Source organism: Corynebacterium hylobatis (genome assembly GCF_003955685.1).
In the GTDB taxonomy this organism is placed as follows: domain Bacteria; phylum Actinomycetota; class Actinomycetes; order Mycobacteriales; family Mycobacteriaceae; genus Corynebacterium; species Corynebacterium hylobatis.
The window spans coordinates 103,175-121,707 of record NZ_RXHJ01000007.1; the positions used below are offsets into that span (position 1 = coordinate 103,175).

17 protein-coding genes and 1 tRNA gene are annotated in these 18,533 nt (G+C 67.7%); 8 read left to right on the plus strand and 10 right to left on the minus strand.

Going from position 1 to position 18,533, the window contains the following annotated elements; all coding sequences use genetic code 11:
- Window positions 1–21 precede the first annotated feature (21 nt).
- Both mshC and EAH68_RS07410 read right to left on the minus strand, forming a co-directional pair.
- A complete protein-coding gene (gene mshC, locus EAH68_RS07405) occupies window positions 22–1,260 on the minus strand; it encodes a cysteine--1-D-myo-inosityl 2-amino-2-deoxy-alpha-D-glucopyranoside ligase (RefSeq protein ID WP_126120686.1) in 1,239 nt (412 codons plus the stop codon).
- A 45-nt stretch (window positions 1,261–1,305) separates the two neighbouring features.
- Window positions 1,306–2,133 carry an undecaprenyl-diphosphate phosphatase gene (locus EAH68_RS07410; protein ID WP_126120786.1) on the minus strand — a complete coding sequence of 276 codons (828 nt, stop codon included), beginning with the start codon at window positions 2,131–2,133 and terminating at the stop codon, window positions 1,306–1,308.
- Between the two features lie 102 nt (window positions 2,134–2,235).
- On the opposite strand from EAH68_RS07410, the gene EAH68_RS07415 reads away from it, so the two are divergent.
- From EAH68_RS07415 to EAH68_RS07425, 3 genes are read left to right on the plus strand one after another with little or no spacing between them, the layout of a single operon-like run.
- The gene (locus tag EAH68_RS07415) at window positions 2,236–3,141 is read left to right on the plus strand and encodes an aldo/keto reductase (protein ID WP_126120787.1); all 906 of its coding nucleotides are present in this window, start codon (window positions 2,236–2,238) and stop codon (window positions 3,139–3,141) included.
- Between the two features lie 14 nt (window positions 3,142–3,155).
- Entirely contained in the window at window positions 3,156–4,196 is a 1,041-nt protein-coding gene (locus tag EAH68_RS07420) for an NHL repeat-containing protein (protein ID WP_241228341.1), read from the plus strand.
- An 11-nt stretch (window positions 4,197–4,207) separates the two neighbouring features.
- Window positions 4,208–5,317: a quinone-dependent dihydroorotate dehydrogenase gene (locus tag EAH68_RS07425; protein ID WP_439647617.1), complete on the plus strand. Its 1,110-nt coding sequence runs from the start codon at window positions 4,208–4,210 to the stop codon at window positions 5,315–5,317.
- A 128-nt stretch (window positions 5,318–5,445) separates the two neighbouring features.
- On the opposite strand, the gene EAH68_RS07435 is transcribed toward EAH68_RS07425, so the two are convergent.
- On the minus strand, window positions 5,446–5,841 hold the full coding sequence (locus tag EAH68_RS07435; protein ID WP_126120688.1) for a hypothetical protein: 396 nt from the start codon (window positions 5,839–5,841) through the stop codon (window positions 5,446–5,448).
- Between the two features lie 12 nt (window positions 5,842–5,853).
- Complete coding sequence (locus tag EAH68_RS07440; protein WP_126120689.1) at window positions 5,854–6,393, minus strand: YbhB/YbcL family Raf kinase inhibitor-like protein; 540 nt, start codon at window positions 6,391–6,393, stop codon at window positions 5,854–5,856.
- A gap of 187 nt (window positions 6,394–6,580) precedes the next feature.
- On the opposite strand from EAH68_RS07440, the gene EAH68_RS07445 reads away from it, so the two are divergent.
- From EAH68_RS07445 to EAH68_RS07455, 3 genes are all read left to right on the plus strand, one after another.
- Window positions 6,581–6,666, plus strand: a tRNA-Leu gene (locus EAH68_RS07445).
- 171 nt (window positions 6,667–6,837) lie between these two features.
- On the plus strand, window positions 6,838–7,539 hold the full coding sequence (locus EAH68_RS07450) for a TVP38/TMEM64 family protein (protein WP_369408351.1): 702 nt from the start codon (window positions 6,838–6,840) through the stop codon (window positions 7,537–7,539).
- Between the two features lie 37 nt (window positions 7,540–7,576).
- Complete coding sequence (locus EAH68_RS07455) at window positions 7,577–8,155, plus strand: MarR family transcriptional regulator (RefSeq protein ID WP_126120690.1); 579 nt, start codon at window positions 7,577–7,579, stop codon at window positions 8,153–8,155.
- On the opposite strand, the gene EAH68_RS07460 is transcribed toward EAH68_RS07455, so the two are convergent.
- Genes EAH68_RS07460 through EAH68_RS07470 form a run of 3 tightly spaced genes read right to left on the minus strand, consistent with a single transcriptional unit; the run spans window position 8,152 to window position 10,664 of the window.
- Window positions 8,152–9,360: an SPFH domain-containing protein gene (locus EAH68_RS07460; protein WP_126120691.1), complete on the minus strand. Its 1,209-nt coding sequence runs from the start codon at window positions 9,358–9,360 to the stop codon at window positions 8,152–8,154. The two genes, EAH68_RS07455 and EAH68_RS07460, sit on opposite strands and share 4 nt — an antisense overlap.
- Before the next feature lie 3 nt (window positions 9,361–9,363).
- Entirely contained in the window at window positions 9,364–9,792 is a 429-nt protein-coding gene (locus EAH68_RS07465) for an NfeD family protein (protein ID WP_126120692.1), read from the minus strand.
- 23 nt (window positions 9,793–9,815) lie between these two features.
- Window positions 9,816–10,664: a DUF3097 domain-containing protein gene (locus tag EAH68_RS07470; RefSeq protein ID WP_126120693.1), complete on the minus strand. Its 849-nt coding sequence runs from the start codon at window positions 10,662–10,664 to the stop codon at window positions 9,816–9,818.
- A 33-nt stretch (window positions 10,665–10,697) separates the two neighbouring features.
- Here EAH68_RS07470 and EAH68_RS07475 point away from each other — a divergent pair, with 33 nt between their 5' ends.
- Complete coding sequence (locus EAH68_RS07475; RefSeq protein ID WP_126120694.1) at window positions 10,698–11,435, plus strand: Rv1486c family protein; 738 nt, start codon at window positions 10,698–10,700, stop codon at window positions 11,433–11,435.
- Here the strand turns inward: EAH68_RS07475 and EAH68_RS07480 are convergent.
- The 3 genes from EAH68_RS07480 to EAH68_RS07490 form a co-directional block, all read right to left on the minus strand.
- Window positions 11,402–12,478, minus strand: coding sequence for a ferrochelatase (locus EAH68_RS07480; protein ID WP_126120695.1), 1,077 nt, complete (start codon window positions 12,476–12,478; stop codon window positions 11,402–11,404). The two genes, EAH68_RS07475 and EAH68_RS07480, sit on opposite strands and share 34 nt — an antisense overlap.
- Before the next feature lie 47 nt (window positions 12,479–12,525).
- Window positions 12,526–14,412 (minus strand): DIP1281 family NlpC/P60 protein, encoded by a 1,887-nt coding sequence (locus tag EAH68_RS07485; RefSeq protein WP_241228342.1) that lies wholly within the window; start codon window positions 14,410–14,412, stop codon window positions 12,526–12,528.
- A gap of 452 nt (window positions 14,413–14,864) precedes the next feature.
- Window positions 14,865–15,380: an Rv1476 family membrane protein gene (locus tag EAH68_RS07490; protein ID WP_126120696.1), complete on the minus strand. Its 516-nt coding sequence runs from the start codon at window positions 15,378–15,380 to the stop codon at window positions 14,865–14,867.
- A gap of 293 nt (window positions 15,381–15,673) precedes the next feature.
- On the opposite strand from EAH68_RS07490, the gene acnA reads away from it, so the two are divergent.
- Entirely contained in the window at window positions 15,674–18,454 is a 2,781-nt protein-coding gene (acnA, locus tag EAH68_RS07495; RefSeq protein WP_206436377.1) for an aconitate hydratase AcnA, read from the plus strand.
- The last annotated feature ends 79 nt before the right edge of the window (window positions 18,455–18,533 follow it).

Consider the following 18,533-nt stretch of genomic DNA (forward strand, 5'->3'; position numbering starts at 1 on the left):
GAGCGTCATTGTCCCCGAAATCTAGCGGACCTGCACGCCAAGAAGAGCGTCGAGTGCGTCACGCACCACCTGCGCGGCGCCCTGTTCGGTGGCCCCGCGGTCGGCGGCCGCCCAGGCGTCCACGGCAGCCAGGGCCCCCGGGGTGTCCAGATCATCCGACAGACGGGCCCGCAGCTGCTGGACGAGCTTGCGGGCGGCGGCCAGGGATCCGGCGTCCGCCACGGCCCGGCACCAGGTGTCCAGGCGCGTCTCAGCCTCGGCGAGGATCTCATCGGACCAGTCCCGGTCGGCGCGGTAATGGGAGGCGAAGACCCCCAGCCGGATCGCGTCGGGGCTGTGGCCTGCGGCCGTGAGCTTGTGCACGAAGACCAGGTTGCCCAGGGACTTGCTCATCTTGACGCCGTCGAGACCGATCATGCCGGCGTGCACGTAGTGGCCCGCCATGCGGTCGACACCGTGGCCGGCCTCCGCGTGGGCCGCGGAGAACTCGTGGTGCGGGAAGATGAGGTCGCTCCCGCCGCCCTGGATGGCGAAGGAACCACCGAGACGGTTGGTGGCGATGGCGGAGCACTCGATGTGCCAGCCGGGTCGACCCGGGCCGAAGGGGGATTCCCAGGCGGGTTCCCCTTCCCGGTGCGCCCGCCACAGCAGGGCGTCCAGCGGGTCGCGCTTGCCGGGGCGCTCCGGGTCGCCACCGCGTTCGGCGAACAGCTCCGCCATGGTGGCGCGGTCGTAGTTGGACTCATAGCCGAAGTTCGCGGTGGCGTCGACGGAGGCGTAGACGTCCGGGTGCTCCGGGTCGTCGACGACGTAGGCGGCGCCGGCGTCGAGAAGCTTCTGCACCAGGTCGATGACCTCATCGATGGTCTCGATCGCACCGATGTAGTCGCGCGGCGGGATCACCCGCAGCTGCTCCATGTCGGAGCGGAAGAGATCGATCTGACTGTCCCCCAGCTCACGCCAGTCCACGCCGTCGCGGGCGGCGCGCTCGAACAACGGATCATCCACGTCGGTGATGTTCTGCACGTAGTGGACGCCGTGGCCCTGGTCGAGCAGCACGCGGTGGACCACATCGAAGGTGAGGTAGGTGGCCGCGTGGCCGAGGTGGGTGGAGTCGTACGGGGTGATGCCGCAGACGTACATCCCGGCGGTGCCGTCCACCTCCACCGGGCGGATGACCCCATCCGCCGTGTCGTACAGGGAGAGGGGGACGGGTGTGCCGCTGATCTGCGGTACCTCAGGTTGTGGCCATGAACGCATGAACCACACTCTAACGGACGACCATTGGCTCCCCCAGCCGGGAGGCTACATCGGTTGCAGCACCCCGAAGGCCAGCAGCGCCATGACCAGCAGGCCGACCGGGATGCGGTAGACAGCGAACCAGGCGAAGGAGTGGCTGGCGACGAACTTCAGCAGCCAGGCGATCGAGATGTAGCCCAGCACGAAGGTGATCAGGGAGCCGATGCCCAGCTGCAGCGCGCTGGCGGCCTGCCCGGACTGGGGTGCGAAGGCGTCGGGGAGCGAGAACAGTCCGGAGGCGAGCACCGCCGGGATCGCCAGCAGGAAGCTGAAGCGGGTGGCCACCTGGCGGTCGAGGTTCATGAACAGGCCCGCGGCGACGGTACCGCCGGAGCGGGAGACACCCGGGATCAGGGCCAGACACTGAGCCAGGCCCATCACGATGGCGTCCTTCATGGTCAGCTCGTCGTAGTTGCGCTGCTTCTTGCCCATCTTCTCCGCGAGGATGAACACGAAGGAGAACAGCACCAGCACGGTGGCGGTGATCCACAGGTTGCGCAGCCCCTCGCGAATGAGGTCACGGCCGAAGAAACCGATGACGGCGACCGGGATTGTGCCGACGATGACCATCCAGCCCATGCGGTAGTGGAAACCACGCAGGTCCTTGTTGAACAGACCCTGGAACCAGCCGGTGAGGATCTGCCAGATGTCCTTGGCGAAGTAGACCAGGACAGCTGCTTCGGTGCCCAGCTGGACCACCGCCGTGAAGGAGGCACCTGCGTCGGCCCCGAAGAAGAGCTCGGAGACGATCCGCAGGTGGCCGGAGGAGCTGACCGGGAGGAACTCGGTCAGTCCCTGGACGATGGAGAGCACGACGACCTGCAGCCAGGACATCTGCTCGGGGACGGTGGCGGCCGCGTCGGTGGCCGCAGCGAGGATGGACACGTCATTCACCCGGACCACCGTACTACTACTGTAGAGGAGGTGAAGCAGCGAATGGTGGGGGTCAGCGGCCTCCGGGTCTCGGACATCGGACTGGGGACGGCGACCTGGGGTGAGTCAACGTCGATGGATGAGGCACGTCTCATCCTGCGGGAATTCCTCGACGCGGGCGGCACCCTCGTCGACTCCTCCACCAGCTACGCGCAGGGTCAGGCACAGCAGGTCCTGGCCGAGGTGCTCGCCGACGCGGACGTGCCCCGCGAGCGCCTCGTGCTCTCCTCCTCCGCCGGTATCGCCCCCCGCTCCCCGGTGGGCCGGCGGGTGGACTGCTCCCGCCGGGCACTCATGCAGCAGCTCGACGCGACGCTGCAGACCCTGGGCACCGACCACCTCGACCTGTGGTCGGTGGGTTACTGGGACGAGAAGACCCCGCCCGCGGAGGTCGCCGACACCCTGGACTGGGCGGTGCGTACCGGCCGGACCCGCTATGCCGGGGCGCGTGACTACGCGGGCTGGCAGCTGGCGGTGACGGCGGCGCGCAACCCCTCCCCCGGGATCGTCGCCACGCAGCACGAGTACTCCCTGCTCACCCGGGAGATCGAGGAGGAGCTCATCCCCGCCGCCCGCCACCTGGGGGTGGGCGTCATCGCCGCCGCGCCCCTGGCGCAGGGTGTGCTCACCGGCAGGTACCGCAGCACCCTGCCCCACGGTGTGCGCGCGGAGGTCCACGCACGGCTCGGCGGCCGGGCCCACACCATCGTCGATGCGCTGACCACCGCCGCCGACGGACTGGGCCTGCCGCCCGGCGTCGTCGCGCTGGCCTGGGCCCGGGATCGGGTGGGGGTCTCCTCCGCCGTGGTGGGCGCCGGCAGCGCCGCGCAGCTCCGGCAGCTGCTGCAGGTCACTGACACGGTTCTGCCCAGAGCCATCGTCAAGGCGCTGGACGACGTGTCGCGCTGATAGGCTCATGGATCGTGAAAGCCGGACGTCTGACAGCCCTGGCGGCCTTGACCGCCTCGACCCTTCTCCTGACAGCCTGCGGTGGCGGGCCCACGGAGGACGTGCCCGACATGGGCAACGCCGTAGCCGAGGTCTCTCCGCCCGCCACAGACCCCGCCGGCCGGGTCATTGAACTCGCGGCCGGCCACGCCGAGGTCACCGACATGGAGACCGCCGGTGACGTCATCGGCCTGCGCTCCGGCGGCACCCTCGCGCTGGGTACCCTCGGCCAGTTCGAGATCGGTGCGGTCACCGAGGTGACCATCCCCGAGAACTGCGGTGACCTCACCGCCTCCGCCGACACCTTCGTCCTCGCCTGCCGCGAGGAGGTCCTGCTTGTCGACGCCGCCTCCGGCGACACCGAACGCCGCAGCATCGCCGGCACCGACGCCGCGCCCTCCATCGCCGCGACCCTGACCTCCACCGGCGAGCTGATCGTGGCCGGCGCCGAGGACGACCGGGTCCTCGTCTTTGAGGAAGGCTCCGGGGAGCCGGTGGAGACCATCACCGTGGCCGGCCACACCAGCCAGCTCATCGCCGTGCCCCGCGAGGGCCAGGACGACGCTGTCGTCCGCACCAACCACGTCAACACCACCATCCAGGACATCCACTGGCGCGACGGCGAGCAGGGCGGCACCCTGCGCATCGGCCTCGGTGTCGGCCGGATCGCCGCAGGTGAGAACGGCCTGCTTGTCGCCTCCGACAACATGGGCTCACAGCTGACGATCTACACCGCCAACGACGTCGTCCGGCTCCATCAGGCCGCCCCCGTCGACCCCAGCCCCTGGGCTGTGGCCTGGGATGCCGGCCGGGACCTGGCCTGGATCACCTCCACCGCGGAGAACACCCTGGCCGCCTACGACGTGTCCAGCGGTGTGCCCGAGCGCCGGGCGTCGCTCGACACGGTCGCCGACGCCCAGAGCCTCCTCGTGCTCGAGGACGGCACCCTCGTCCTGGCCTCCGCCACCGGTGACGGCCTGCAGATCATCGACAACCCCGACATCACATCCCAGTAAGGACCCCAGCCTTGTCTCTGCGCCACTCCGCCTATCAGCTGGCACTGAAGGCCATGTTCAACCTCCCGCCGGAGCGCATCCACGGAATCATCAACGACGGCCTCGGCCTCCTCCAGACCGCCGGCCCCGTCAACCGGGTGCTGGGCAGGGTCATCCCCGTCAACGACCCGGTCCTCGCCCAGGAGGTCTTCGGCCGCACTGTCCCGCGTCCACTGGGTCTGGCCGCCGGCTTCGACAAGAACGCCGCCGCCGCCGACACCTGGACCGCCCTGGGTTTCGGCTACTCCGAGCTCGGCACCGTCACCGCCTCCCCGCAGGAGGGCAACCCGACCCCGCGCCTGTTCCGCCTGCCGGAGGACAAGGCGATCCTCAACCGCATGGGCTTCAACAATGAAGGTGCGGCCGCCGCCGCGGAGAACCTGCGCCGCCGCCGCTCCGATGACGTGATCGGCATCAACATCGGCAAGACCAAGGTCGTGCCCGCCGACCAGGCCGTCGACGATTACCGTCGCTCCGCCTCCCTGCTCGGCGACCTCGCCGACTACCTGGTGGTCAACGTCTCCTCCCCCAACACCCCGGGCCTGCGCGACCTGCAGGCCGTGGAGTCCCTGCGCCCCATCCTCGCGGCCGTCCAGAAGTCCACCGACACCCCCGTGCTGGTGAAGATCGCCCCCGACCTGTCCGATGAGGATGTCGACGCCGTGGCCGACCTCGCTCTGGACCTGGGGCTGGCCGGCATCGTCGCCACCAACACCACCATCTCCCGCGAAGGGCTGAACACCCCGGCCGATGAGGTGGCTGCCATGGGTGCGGGTGGCATCTCCGGCCCGCCGGTCGCCGAGCGTGCCCTCGAGGTCCTGCGCCGTCTCCGTGCCCGCGTGGGCGACAAGCTGGTGCTCATCTCCGTCGGCGGTATCTCCACCCCGCAGCAGGCCTGGGAACGCATCACCGCCGGCGCCACCCTCCTGCAGGGCTATACCGGCTTCATCTACGGCGGTCCGCTGTGGATCAGCGACATCCACCGGGGCATCGCCAACCAGATCCACCGCCACGGCCTGACCAGCATCACCGATGCCATCGGTTCCGAACTGGAGTGGCTGGCCAACCCGGCCCGCGGCTAGAAGCCTGGGCTCACTCTGGGAGACAACCAGCTGAGCAGCGCATTCCGGTTGGTCAGGGCAGCAAAAACCGTCGCCCGATCGGCGTGGATGAGGAGGCAGGCGCGGTCCGCTCTCCCCATGCCTGTCACTCAGTCCTTCGGGATCAGTGAACGGCGGATGACCAGACCCGCCAGCAGCGCCGCCACCGCATACATGGCCAGCCAGTACTGGCCCATCACGTACAGGGCCACGCTCGGGATGAAACGGCTGAAGATCACCAGGGCCACCGCCACGATCAGGGCGATGACCTGGGCGCGGCTGGCAGCCTGATCCCGGCGGACGGTGGCGAAGGCACCGAAGATGATCACTGCGACGATGATGACGAGGAAACCCGGTGTCACCACGAACGGAGCCATCCACCCGTCGGTGAACACCGAGACGACGGTGAACACCAGCAGGGCCACGGCCAGCGCCATGAAGGCGCCGCCCACACGCAGCGCCACAGGCACGCGGAAAGTCCGTTCAGGGGAATCGTTTTCGCTCATGGTCTTTAGAGACTACTTGTTTTCGTACCAGCCCCACAGGATGGCGCGGCCGATGGAGTGGAAATGAAGGTTGAAGCCCAGCACCGTGGGGGTGGCGGAGGGGTCGACATCGAGCTTCTCGACGTCCACCGCATGCACCGTGAACAGGTAGCGGTGCGGCGCGTGGTCCGAGGGTGGGTTGGCACCGTAGTAGGTGCGCTGTCCGGCGTCATTGGCCAGGCTGATCACGCCCTCGATGCCGAGGTCCTCCGTCGAGCCCGCCCCGGTCGGTAGCTCGGTCACCGAGGCCGGGATGTTGAAGGCCGCCCAGTGCCAGAAACCCGCCCCTGTCGGTGCGTCCGGGTCGAGGCAGGTGATTGCTAGGGACTTCGTCCCCTCCGGCAGATCGGACCAGGACAGCTGCGGGGAGATGTTGGCGGGGGCGCGCTGCGCCTCATCAAGCTCATCGCCGTTGTTGAGGTCGGCGGAGGTCAGTGTGAAGGAGGGGAGGTCCTTCAGCGGGGCGTACGGGTCGGGTCCGGGGCAACGGGTGTCTTCTGCGTAATTGCTCATGCCTACGTTGTACCCGAGAAGAAGGGGCCATGTCCCCGGCTTCGCCCACCGCTCCCCTTTTCCAGGCCCCCATCACACCCCTGAAACTAGCTTTGAGCTGGCGATTTGTACGTTTCCGGCGAGTAGGGCTACAGTAATGCAGGTGCCCAGCCGAGAGCATGGACACAGAGAAGTAGAAGATCACCCTGCCCGGGTGGCGGAATGGCAGACGCGCTAGCTTGAGGTGCTAGTGTCCTATTAACGGACGTGGGGGTTCAAGTCCCCCTCCGGGCACAGAATCAACAGACAGCCCCGGTTCCTGACAGCAGGAGCCGGGGCTGTTTCGTCATGCGCCCCCGGCAGCGGGAAATCTGCCAACATCAAGATCGATCTGCTCATCCGGGCACAGGAGGACGGCTACCTGCCGGACCCCTCCGACGTACCGGGAGCGTAGACTTCCTTTCCGTGAAACAAGTCGGGCAGTCCATGGTGGGTCTGTTCCGGGATGCTGTGGCCGGCATCGCGGAATGGTCCTGGCCCCGCCGCCTGGCGGTCGCGGCAGCGTTACTGTCCTGCATCGCGGTGACGGTGCTCGTGGAGATCCCCTCCGTCGCGACCCTGCAGGACTGGGCCGGTGCCGCCGGCAACCCCTTCGTCGTATTGTTCTGGGTTGGCTATGTGGCACTCACGCAGTTCCCCGTCCCCCGCACCATCCTCACCCTCGCCAGTGGTGTCCTCTTCGGACCGTGGCAAGGTGCACTCATCGCGCTGACCGCGACCACGGCCTCCGCCGCCCTGAGCCTGCTGGTGGTGCGCGGCCTCCTCGGGGACTGGATGTCCACCCGGCTCACCCACCCGGCGGTCGCGGGCGTCAACACGCGTCTGGAGGAGCGGGGCTGGCTGGCGGTGACCAGCCTCCGGATGATCGCAGGCGTGCCCTTCTCCGTCCTCAACTACGCGGCGGCCCTGACGAGTGTGCCGCTGGGAATGTTCACCCTCGCCACCTTCGTTGGTTCTGCCCCGGGCACAGCGGTCACCGTCCTGCTCGGCGATACCCTCGCGGGTGATACCGATCCCGTCGTCATCGGCCTCACCGTCCTGCTGGCGGCGGTGGGTGTGGTCGGACTTGCGGTGGACCAAAGACTCCCGGTCAAGTCTGTGACGTAGACTTATCTCAACGTCGCCATTTGAAGGAGTCCACGCCATGCTTGCTGTCCACGCCCGTTACCGGGGCAAAGAGGCCCGCCGCGCCCTGCTGGTGCGGCGTTCCGCAGAGGCGCTGTCCACGCTCGAGGGGGTAGGGGAATTCCAGGTCCTGGGGGTGGAGGATATCTGCGCGGCGGTCGACTCCCCCGCCGCCCTGTGCGACACCGTCATGGCGCTGCTCTCCGACGGGAGCTGGGCCGTGGGTATCGGCGTGGTCCCGGGTACCACGGATGAGGATCTCACCCGTTCCACCGCCTCCGGTGCGCTCCGGGGTGGGGCACGGGCCGGGACGGTGAAGGTGGCCAGCCTGCCCAAGGGCACCTCCACCCTCGCCGACGATATCGCCGCCGTCTTCGCGCTGATGGGTCACGTGCTGAGCAAGCGCACCCTGGAGGGCCGGGAGGCCACGTCGCTGGTGCGCTCGGGGCTAAATCAGAATGAGGCCGCCGAGGAGCTGGACATCTCCAAGCAGGCGATGTCCCAGCGCCTGCAGGCGGCCGGGTGGCAGGCGGAGTCCGCCGGATGGCGGCTGGCGGTCAACCTGCTGACCCGCGCGGAGGCGGGCCGGTACGACTAGCGTACCTCGGGCTCCGGTTCGGGCTCCGGCGACTCAGCGCCCAGCTGACCGATCTCCAGGGCGGAGTTCTCGGTGCGCCGCGGGCGGGCGATCTCGTGCGGTTCCGGATCGACGGGCTTGTTCGCCACCGCAGTGGCGGCAGCGACGGCGGCGGCGATCTCCGGGTCCGTGGCGGTGTTGAACCAGTCCTCGGTGTCCTCGGCCCCGGCCATCTCCCGGGTCTCTTCGTCGACATGGGAAGGCTCGTAGCGGAAGACCCCCTCCTCGTCCTTCTTGGCGAAGGCCTTCGCGAACTGCTCGAGGGAGTCCCCGAACTGGGAGGGGATCATCCACATCGTGGAGGCCTCGCCCTGGGCCAGCTGCGGCAGCTTCTCCAGATACTGGTAGGCCAGCACCTCGGGAGTCACCTTGGAGGACTTGATGGCGGCGTTGACCTTCTGGATGGCGCGCGCCTCACCCTGCGCCTGGAGGAAGCGGGCGGCACGATCACCCTCGGCCTTGAGGATCATGGCCTGTCGCTCGGCCTCGGCCTGCAGGATGGCGGCGTGCTTCTCGCCCTCCGCGGAGAGGATACGGGCCTGCTTCTCGCCTTCGGCGGTCTTGATGTCGGATTCGCGGCGGCCCTCGGCGGTGAGGATCATGGCACGCTTCTCACGGTCCGCCTTCATCTGCATCTCCATCGACTGCTGGATCGACGGCGGCGGGTCAATGGCCTTGAGCTCCACGCGGCTGATGCGCAGTCCCCACTTGGAGGTGGCGGCATCCAGCTCACCGCGCAGGCGGCGGTTGATGGTGTCGCGTGAGGTCAGCGTCTCCTCCAGGGTCATGCCGCCGACAACGTCGCGGAGGGTGGCCACGGAGATCTGCTCGACACCGACGATGTAGTTGTCCACACCGTAGATCGCCTTGGCGGGATCGTTGATCTGGAAGGTGACCACGATGTCGATGGCGACCGTCAGGTTGTCCTGGGTGATCACGGCCTGCGGCGGGAAGGAGACCACGCGCTCACGGGTGTCGATGCGGGTACGGACCCGGTCGATGAACGGGACCAGCAGGGTCAACCCGCCGGACACGGTGCGGGTGTAGCTACCCAGGCGTTCGATGACGGCAGCCTCCCCCTGCGGGATCAGGGCGATGGATTTGATGACGACGAACGCCACGAAGGCGAGCGCCACCACCAAGAGAATCAGGCCGATGGCTTCCATGGTCTAGTGCTCCTTCCACACGACGGCGGTGGCGCCGTCGATGTCAACGACGGTGACGCGCTCACCCTCGGCGAATGTCAGTTCGGGGTCCAGGGGGCGGGCCGACCAGATGGAACCGTCGAGCCGCACCTGGCCGGTGCTGCCGTGGACCTGGGAGATCACCTCTGCGGTGGTGCCGACCAGTGCCCGGACGGAGGTGTCCAGCGCTTTCGGGGCCTGCAGGTGGCGACGCAGGAACGGCCGCAGGAAAACCAGCAGGCCGAAGGCGGTGATGGCGAAGGCCACCACCGAGCCCCAGAGCGGGGCCCCCGCCAGCGACACCCCAGCCGCGGCCAGGGCCGCACCGGCGAGCATGAGCAGGGTGAATTCGCCCACGGCGAGCTCCAGGCCCGCGAGGACGAGTGCCGCGATGAACCAGATGATTGCTCCCACGTCCCCCAACGTACCAACGCGAGCTAGATCAGGTCGGACTTCTTCAGTTCGGGTGTGGTGACGAAATCGACGAGCCTTTCCACGGCACCGATGAGGGTGGAGTCCAGGTCCCGGAAGCTGGAGACGGCGGAGTAGACGCGGCGCCAGCCCTCCCGGGGATCCGACCAGCCGAGACGCTCACACACCCCGGTCTTCCAGTCCTCCCCGTAGGGCACCTCCGGCCAGGCGCGGATACCGACTGCCGCCGGCTTCACTGCCGCCCAGATGTCGATGTACGGGTGGCCGGTGACCAGCACGTGCTCCCCCACCGTCTGCGTCATCCGGGTCTCCTTGGAACCCTCGACGAGGTGATCGGCGAGCACCCCCACCCGCCGACCCTGACCCGGACCGAACTCCGCGAGGCGGGACTCGAGATTGTCCAGACCTTCCAGATACTCGACAACCACACCCTCCACGCGCAGGTCGTGCCCCCACACCTTCTCCACGATCGCGGCATCATGAATACCCTCGACCCAGATACGGGAGGGGGCGGCCACCTTCGCCTCGAGGTTCTCCACCTTGCGGGAACCGGAGTTCGAGTGGCGGGGAGCCTCCTTCTTCTTCGGGATGTGCCGGATGAGCGTGACCGGTCGGCCGTCGATGAGGAAGCCACCACTGAGCAGCTGGAACAGCCGCTGCACACCGCGACGGTCCTCGAGACGGACGAATTCCCCGTCGTAGGTCCGTTCCCAGCCGACCACCGCCCCGACATAATCCTCACCGGTGACCTCGACCACCAGACCGGGTGTGGCCTCCACCTTCGGGTACTCACGGGGACGGGAACGGGCATGTCCGGCGAAGATGTCGCCGCGATATGGATCACGGAAGCTCATGTCGGCCCAGTCTATCGGCTACACTCCCCCGCCATGGATATCCGTACCGAAGTCTGGTCCCCGCTGCAGAACACCGCCGTCTGGCTCGGTGCATGGCTGCACGGGCTGACCCCCACCGACAATCTTGTCGGGGCGCTGACGGATCTGGGCGGGGAGGGCCTCGTGGGGGTGCTGGGCGACATCCGCCGGACAGCCACCGGCGTGGCCGCCGATGGGGAGCCGGTGCTCCGGCTGGTGCTCTCGGGCCCCGGGGAGGCACCCGCCCTGCCGGCGGGCGGGGCGGCGGCTGAGGCGGCGTCGGCAGGCGGGCTCGGTGCCCTCGTCCTCCGCGACGTCGATCCGCTCACCTCCCACATCCTCATTCCCGATGCGGCGGGCGACTGGCAGTGGTTCGTGGAGGACAGTCCCCTGCCTGCCCCGGCGTGGCTGAGCCCCGGGGAGGCGGACCAGCTGCTCACGCAGGCCACCACGGAGGCGGCCCGCCTCGTGACGGCCTCCGGCTACCGCACCGACGCGCTGAACTCCCCGCGTCTGACGGTGGGCACCCTCGCCGACTTCTATGACACCCCCGGTCTGCCGGCGGCGGTGCCCGGGCGGGCGGCAAAGCTGTTTACCCGGGCGGACCGGGTGGCCGCGATCATCGAGACAGTCATCGCCCGGATGAACGACCACCGCATCGACCCGCAGCTGCTGGGCCTGTGGCGGCACGTCCGCGCCGCCCGGATGTCCGGCGTGGCCTATGCGGTCCGGGAGTTCGGCCGGCTGACCTGACAGCAGCCCGGCCGGCAGGCGGCACCGTTGACGGTGCAGCCCTGCACGGTGACGGTGCCCAGGCCGGCGCGGGCGGAATTGTCCACCAGCTCGTCGATGATGTCGACGACCATGCCGGCGAACTCCTGCTCGGGGCCCGCGGTGCGGGTGCGTTCGACGAGGATGCCGGCGTCGCGGGCGGCGTCGGCAAGCTCGGTGTCGAGGTCCCAGATGACCTCCATGTGGTCGGAGACGAAGCCCACGGGGCAGACCACCACGGCCGTGACCCCCTCCTTCTCACCGATGGCGAGGGTGTGGTCGACGATGTCGGGCTCGAGCCACGGGGTGCGCGGATTACCGGAGCGGGACTGCCAGACGACGTCGTAGACGTCCACGCCGGCGGCCTGGGCGATCAGCCGGGAGGCCTCCCCGACCTGGCGGGAGTAGAGGTGCGGGTCCGTCGGGCCGCCGGCGGCCTCATCCGCGGCGGTGGGTACGGAATGGGCGGTGAACAGCAGGCGGGTGGTGTCCAGCTGCTCCGCCGGGATCTTCGCATAGGCCTCCTCGACGGCCTCCGCCATCACGCTCACGAAGGTGGGGTGGTCGAAGAACTGGCGCAGCTTGGTGAACTCGATCGCGGCGAGCCCCTTGTCCTCCAGGTGCGCGATGACGCGGCGGATGTCCTCGTTGTACTGCAGGCAGGCGGAATAACCACCCCAGGCGGAGGTCGCGAAGACCAGGGCGCGGCGCACACCGTCGGCCACCATCTGCTCGGCCGTGTCCTCTGCGAAGGGGTGCCAGTTGCGGTTGCCGAAGTAGACCGGAAGTTCCTTCCCCCGGGCGGCCAGCTCCTTCTCCAGGTTGGTGATGATCTCGCGGTTGAGGCGGTTCAGCGGGCTCACACCGTCGAAGTGGAAGTAGTGCTCACCGACCTTCTCCAGGCGCTCGCGCGGGATGCCGCGCCCCCGGGTGACGTTCTCCAGAAAAGGAACGACCTCCTCGTTTCCTTCGGGACCACCGAAGGAGAGGACGAGAAGGGCGTCGAAACTCAGATCATCAGTCATACCGCTCAGACTATCAACCATTCGATTGACGTCTGAGCGGAAGGTGACTAGATCAGGCGGACGGCATGGTCGGACATACCCGACCAGCGCACCGGTGCCTTCTGCACAACCGAACCGGAGTTGGGGGCCTCGAGCATCATGCCGTCACCGAGGTAGATGGCCACGTGGTTGCCGCCGCCGGGACCGTAGAAGATGAGGTCGCCGCGCTGCATCTGCCCCGGATCGACCTTTGTGCCGTGGTTGTACTGGTAGCCGGTGTAGTGCGGCAGGGCGATGCCGGCGCCGGCGAAGGCGTAGAGCACCAGGCCGGAGCAGTCGAAACCGACCTTGTTGAAGTCACCGAAGGAGTCGGCGACGCCGCCGTCCCGGATACCCTGCGTGGGGCCGTTGGCGTTGCCGCCACCCCAGGCGTAGGGCATGCCCAGCTGGGACTCGGCACGGGCGATGACAGCCTCGATCTGTGCCGCGCGGTCACCGATCGCGGCGACCTCGCCGGAGGCCTGCTCGGTGACCTCCTCGATGGTGTCGATGACGGGGGCGGTGGTGACGTCCGTGGACGTCTCTGCGTCGGCGGTGTCACCGGCCAGCCCCTCCGGGTTCTGGACAGCGGCGATGTCCGCCGGGGCAGTCTCCTCATCCGCGACGGCAGGGTACGGGTTCTCCAGCGTCGTGTGGTCCGGCTGCGATTCTGCGATGACGGCTGCCGCGGCGGCGACGGCGGCAGCCGTTGCCGCATCGCGGAAGGCCTGTGTCTGCTCCTGCTCACGGGCGCGCTCGGCGGCCTCCTGTTCCGCCTGTTGCTGCGCCTCGGCACGGAGGCGGGCCTCCTCCTCCGCACGCTGGGCGGCCTCGCGGGCCTCGCGGGCTGCTTCCTCAGCTGCCGCCGCCTCTGCTTCGCGACGCTCGCGCTCCTCCTGAGCGGCCTGCGCCGCTTCCTCGGCCGCGGCCTCCTGCTCAGCGCGTTCCTGCTCGCGCTGCTGTGCCTCTGCGTCGCGGGCGGCCTGCGCCGCTTCCTCCGCCGCTTCCTCCGCCGCGGCTGCAGCCGCGGCGGCCTCCTCCGCTTCGAGGCGGGCAGTTTCGGCGGCCGCGGTCTCCTCCTCGGCGATGCGCTGCGCCTCAGCCGCAGCCTCCGCGTCGGCGGCCGCCGTATCCTCGGCCTCCTTGCGGGCGGCCTCGGCAGCCCGGTACTCCTCCGCGTCCTGCTGTGCCGCATTACCGGCGGCAATCTCGTTGCGGGCTGCGTTGAGCTGTTCCTGCGCGGCATCACGCTCGGCAGCCAGGCGGTCGCGCTCCGCGGTGAGGACGGCGATCTGTGCGTTGTTGGTCTCGATGGCTGCACGGGCGTCGGACTCCCGGGTCAGCGCCCTGGCCTCCCGCTGTTCCGCCAGGTCGCGCGCCAGGCGCAGCTGGGATTCCCGGTTGGCCTGCTCGGTGCGCAGCTGGTCGAGCTCCTCGATCGCGGCACGCTGCTTCTCTGCATGGGTGCGCAGGTAGGTGCGACGGTCCAGGGAGTTATCGGAGGCCTCCTCACCGGCCAGCGTGGCCACAGCGGTCGGGGTGGTCGTCCGGCGGTAGGCCGCGCGGGAGATTTCATCGAGTTGGGCCTGGGCCTCCTCGATCTTCGCCTGGGTCTCATCCAGTTCCGCACGGGCGGTGATGACGGCCTGACGGGCCTGCTCGGCGGTGGCCTGCGCGTCATGCAGATCCACGAGAGCCTTGTTGACCCCCTCGTGCAGTCCGCCGATTTCGAGGGTCAGCCGGTCCATCTCGGACTCGGTCCGGGTGATGTCACCGACAAGTCCGGTGGCGGTGACCGCCGGGGTCTCGGGGGTCGCTGTGGCCACGACCGGCTGGAAGGCGGTGAGCGTCCCCAGGCAGAGCGCAGTGGCGAGAACCGTGCGCAGACGCGCGCGGTTGAGTGTGGTCTGGGCCACGTGTCCTCCTCGAGAACCCCCATATCAAGCTTATATCCTTGACAGGGTGAGTGTCGGGTTGATTGTTCACCGGTACAGGCGCACGGGTACCCAGACCCCGGAACGGCTCCAGGTGCCCCTTCGCGCTCGGCGTGCTTCCCCACATGCCCGTGCGATGGCAATGAGGCCGGAACTGCAATCTTCACGCGGTCCGGCCGTGACACCTGATTCTGTTGGGGTTTCCATCGACCCGTGAGCCGATAAAAGCACCATAGGACACCCCAGCCGCCCGTGACTCAATCTTTATCAATATTCACAGAAGTAAAGGTTGGCCACATGACGAGTGGCATGTGACTGACCTGCATGATCACGCTTAAGTAACGTGCATGTGATTTTGACCACATATCGCTAGTCGCAAGGTCCCGCCGGACGATAGGGGCATAACAATGTAGAAAAGAATTGATTACACCCTGTCAAGACTGGAGGCTTGATTTTTGGGAATCCCGACGTTGACGACGGGCGCCCACCACAGTGAAGGCTGACGTCCCCGCAACCCCGAGCAGGATAAGCGCGATCACGGAGGGCCAGCTGGCCGCAGCCGCATTGACGTCATCAACGAAGCGGTGGGCGGCGCCCACGACATCCGGGTTCCCCAGGAAGGGGTACTGCGCCACCTCCAGCCCGGCCCGGGAGTGCACGTCACTGACCACCGCCCCGGAGTGCGGCGCCCGCACGATGACCGTGTCCAGATCGGTGGACATCAGCAGTTCCTGGGCCACATCGCGCATGTCAGCCGTCTGCGGGGGCGTGTGCTCGAGGATGACCAGTCCCAGGGTTCCGAAGTCCGTGTCCCGGGCGTGGGCCACGGCATCGAGGAGGCCGGGTTCCAGGTCGGCGGCCTTTCCTTCTGGGACGAAGGCCCCGAAGGCGACGGCATCCTCGCCGAGCTGGCGGTTGAGATCGTCCAGGTCTACGTCGGCGGGGATCATCTTCTGTGGCCACTTCCCATCGGGATTCTGCAGTAGGGACGGCGTCCACTGCGGTCTGTCACTGTCGGTTATATCCCCCGCGGGTGTGGCGGGGGTGGCGACGCGCCGCCCTTCTGTCAGGTCAAACTAAAAAACAAGACGCTTGTACTGTTAGGATGGTGAGCGGTCGTTGGTACGGAACCTTAGTCTGGTTACGGACCATCGCGTTCTACCGGTGTGTGACTGCCTTGACCGGGGCAGATCGCCCGCGGGTATCGAACATTTCAGTTCAACAAGAGGAAATGGAGCTCCCTGTGACCGAAAGCAAGAACTCCTTCAACGCCAAGCGCACCCTCGAGGTCGGCGAGAAGTCCTACGACTACTACGCCCTCGACGCCGTGCCGGGCATGGAGAAGCTGCCGTACTCCCTGAAGGTTCTCGGCGAGAACCTTCTCCGCACGGAGGACGGCGCGAACATCACCACCGAGCACATCGAGGCAATCGCCAACTGGGATCCGAAGGCTGATCCCTCCATCGAGATCCAGTTCACCCCGGCACGTGTCCTCATGCAGGACTTCACCGGTGTCCCCTGTGTCGTCGACCTGGCCACCATGCGTGAGGCAGTGAAGACCCTCGGCGGCAACCCGGACGAGGTCAACCCGCTGAACCCGGCCGAGATGGTCATTGACCACTCCGTCATCGTCGAGGCCTTCGGTACCTCCGATGCGATCGAGAAGAACGTCGCCATCGAGTACCAGCGCAACGAGGAGCGCTACCAGTTCCTGCGCTGGGGCGCCGAGAACTTCTCCAACTTCCGCGTCGTTCCCCCGGGAACCGGCATCGTCCACCAGGTCAACATCGAGTACCTGTCCCGCGTTGTCTTCGACAACGACGGTGTCGCCTACCCGGACACCTGCATCGGCACCGACTCCCACACCACCATGCAGAACGGCCTGGGCATCCTGGGCTGGGGCGTCGGCGGCATCGAGGCCGAGGCAGCCATGCTCGGCCAGCCGGTCTCCATGCTCATCCCGCGTGTCGTCGGCTTCAAGCTGACCGGTGAGATCCCGGCCGGCGTCACCGCCACCGACGTCGTTCTGACCATCACCGAGATGCTGCGCAACCACGGTGTCGTTCAGAAGTTCGTCGAGTTCTACGGCAACGGCGTCAAGTCCGTCCCGCTGGCCAACCGCGCCACCATCGGCAACATGTCCCCCGAGTTCGGCTCCACCTGTGCGATGTTCCCCATCGACGAGGAGACCATCAAGTACCTCGAGCTCACCGGCCGCAGCCAGGAGGACGTCGCCCGCGTCGAGGCTTATGCCAAGGCTCAGGGCATGTGGCTCCTGGAGGACGCCCCGGAGGCCGAGTACTCCGAGTACCTCGAGCTGGACCTGTCCACGGTCGTTCCGTCCATCGCAGGACCGAAGCGCCCGCAGGACCGTATCCTGCTGACCGAGGCCAAGGAGCAGTTCCGCAAGGACCTGCCGACCTACGCCGACAACGAGACCGCTGAGCCGGTCCGCGCCACCAAGGTCGAGGGCGACGACTACAACCAGTCCTTCCCGGCCAATGGCGAGTCCGCTGCCGCGAACGCCGAAGGCCGTGCCTCCAAGCCGGTCATCGTGGAGTCCCCGCAGGGCGGCGAGTTCACCCTCGACCACGGCATGGTCGCCATCGCCTCCATCACCTCCTGCACCAACACCTCCAACCCGTCTGTCCTGGTCGCCGCCGGCCTGCTGGCCCGCAAGGCCAGCGAGCTGGGTCTGCAGTCCAAGCCGTGGGTCAAGACCATCTGCGCACCGGGCTCCCAGGTCGTCGACGGCTACTTCAAGCGCGCCGACCTCTGGAAGGACCTGGAGGCCATGGGCTTCTACCTCTCCGGCTTCGGCTGCACCTCCTGCATCGGCAACTCCGGTCCGCTCCCGGCAGAGGTCTCCTCCGCCATCAACGAGCACGACCTGGCCGCCACTGCAGTCCTGTCCGGTAACCGTAACTTCGAGGGTCGCATCTCCCCCGACGTCAAGATGAACTACCTGGCCTCCCCGCCGCTGGTCATCGCCTACGCCATCGCCGGCACCATGGACTTCGACTTCGAGGCCGACGCACTGGGTCAGGACCAGAACGGCAACGACGTCTTCCTGAAGGACATCTGGCCCTCCACCGAGGAGATCGAGTCCACCATCGAGGGTGCGATCTCCCGCGAGCTCTACGAGGCTGACTACGCTGACGTCTTCAAGGGCGATAAGCAGTGGCAGGATCTGGAGATCCCGACCGGAAAGACCTTCGAGTGGGACGACAACTCCACCTACATCCGAAAGGCGCCGTACTTCGACGGCATGCCGCTCGAGCCGGAGGATGTCACCGACATCAAGGGCGCTCGCGTCCTGGCCAAGCTGGGCGACTCGGTCACCACCGACCACATCTCCCCGGCCTCCTCCATCAAGCCGGGCACCCCGGCGGCCCAGTACCTGGACGCCAACGGTGTCGAGCGCAAGGACTACAACTCCCTGGGTTCCCGTCGTGGCAACCACGAGGTCATGGTCCGCGGCACCTTCGCCAACATCCGTCTGCAGAACCAGCTGGTTGACATCACCGGTGGCTACACCCGTGACTTCACCCAGGAGGGTGGCCCCCAGGCCTTCATCTACGACGCCGCCGAGAACTACAAGGCCGCCGGCACCCCGCTGGTCGTCCTGGGTGGCAAGGAGTACGGCACCGGTTCCTCCCGCGACTGGGCTGCGAAGGGCACCAACCTGCTCGGCGTGAAGGCCGTCATCACCGAGTCCTTCGAGCGTATCCACCGCTCGAACCTCATCGGTATGGGCGTCATCCCGCTGCAGTTCCCGGTCGGCGAGTCCCACGAGTCCCTGGGCCTGGACGGCACCGAGACCTTCGACATCGAGGGCATCACCGCGCTGAACAACGGTGAGACCCCGAAGACCGTCGCGGTCACCGCCACCAAGGAGGACGGCTCCACCGTCAAGTTCGATGCGACTGTCCGCATCGATACCCCGGGTGAGGCCGACTACTTCCGTAACGGCGGCATCCTGCAGTACGTCCTCCGCCAGATGATCGCCTCGGCCAACGCCTAAGCGCATCTCTGCCGCAGTATGAACTGCCCTTGAGAGGGGGCTGCATCCCCGGTCAGGCGTCATGCCAGCCGGGGAGGGC

Bases quoted from the DNA above. Each gene is read 5' to 3' on its own strand.
- EAH68_RS07455 (WP_126120690.1), top strand. From the start codon at position 7,577: ATGCTTGCTGTCCACGCCCGTTACCGGGGCAAAGAGGCCCGCCGCGCC.
- EAH68_RS07410 (WP_126120786.1), bottom strand. From the start codon at position 2,133: ATGTCCTGGCTGCAGGTCGTCGTGCTCTCCATCGTCCAGGGACTGACC.
- EAH68_RS07440 (WP_126120689.1), bottom strand. From the start codon at position 6,393: ATGAGCAATTACGCAGAAGACACCCGTTGCCCCGGACCCGACCCGTAC.
- EAH68_RS07460 (WP_126120691.1), bottom strand. From the start codon at position 9,360: ATGGAAGCCATCGGCCTGATTCTCTTGGTGGTGGCGCTCGCCTTCGTG.
- EAH68_RS07490 (WP_126120696.1), bottom strand. From the start codon at position 15,380: ATGATCCCCGCCGACGTAGACCTGGACGATCTCAACCGCCAGCTCGGC.
- EAH68_RS07470 (WP_126120693.1), bottom strand. From the start codon at position 10,664: ATGAGCTTCCGTGATCCATATCGCGGCGACATCTTCGCCGGACATGCC.
- EAH68_RS07475 (WP_126120694.1), top strand. From the start codon at position 10,698: ATGGATATCCGTACCGAAGTCTGGTCCCCGCTGCAGAACACCGCCGTC.
- mshC (WP_126120686.1), bottom strand. From the start codon at position 1,260: ATGCGTTCATGGCCACAACCTGAGGTACCGCAGATCAGCGGCACACCC.
- EAH68_RS07480 (WP_126120695.1), bottom strand. From the start codon at position 12,478: ATGACTGATGATCTGAGTTTCGACGCCCTTCTCGTCCTCTCCTTCGGT.
- EAH68_RS07435 (WP_126120688.1), bottom strand. From the start codon at position 5,841: ATGAGCGAAAACGATTCCCCTGAACGGACTTTCCGCGTGCCTGTGGCG.
- EAH68_RS07415 (WP_126120787.1), top strand. From the start codon at position 2,236: ATGGTGGGGGTCAGCGGCCTCCGGGTCTCGGACATCGGACTGGGGACG.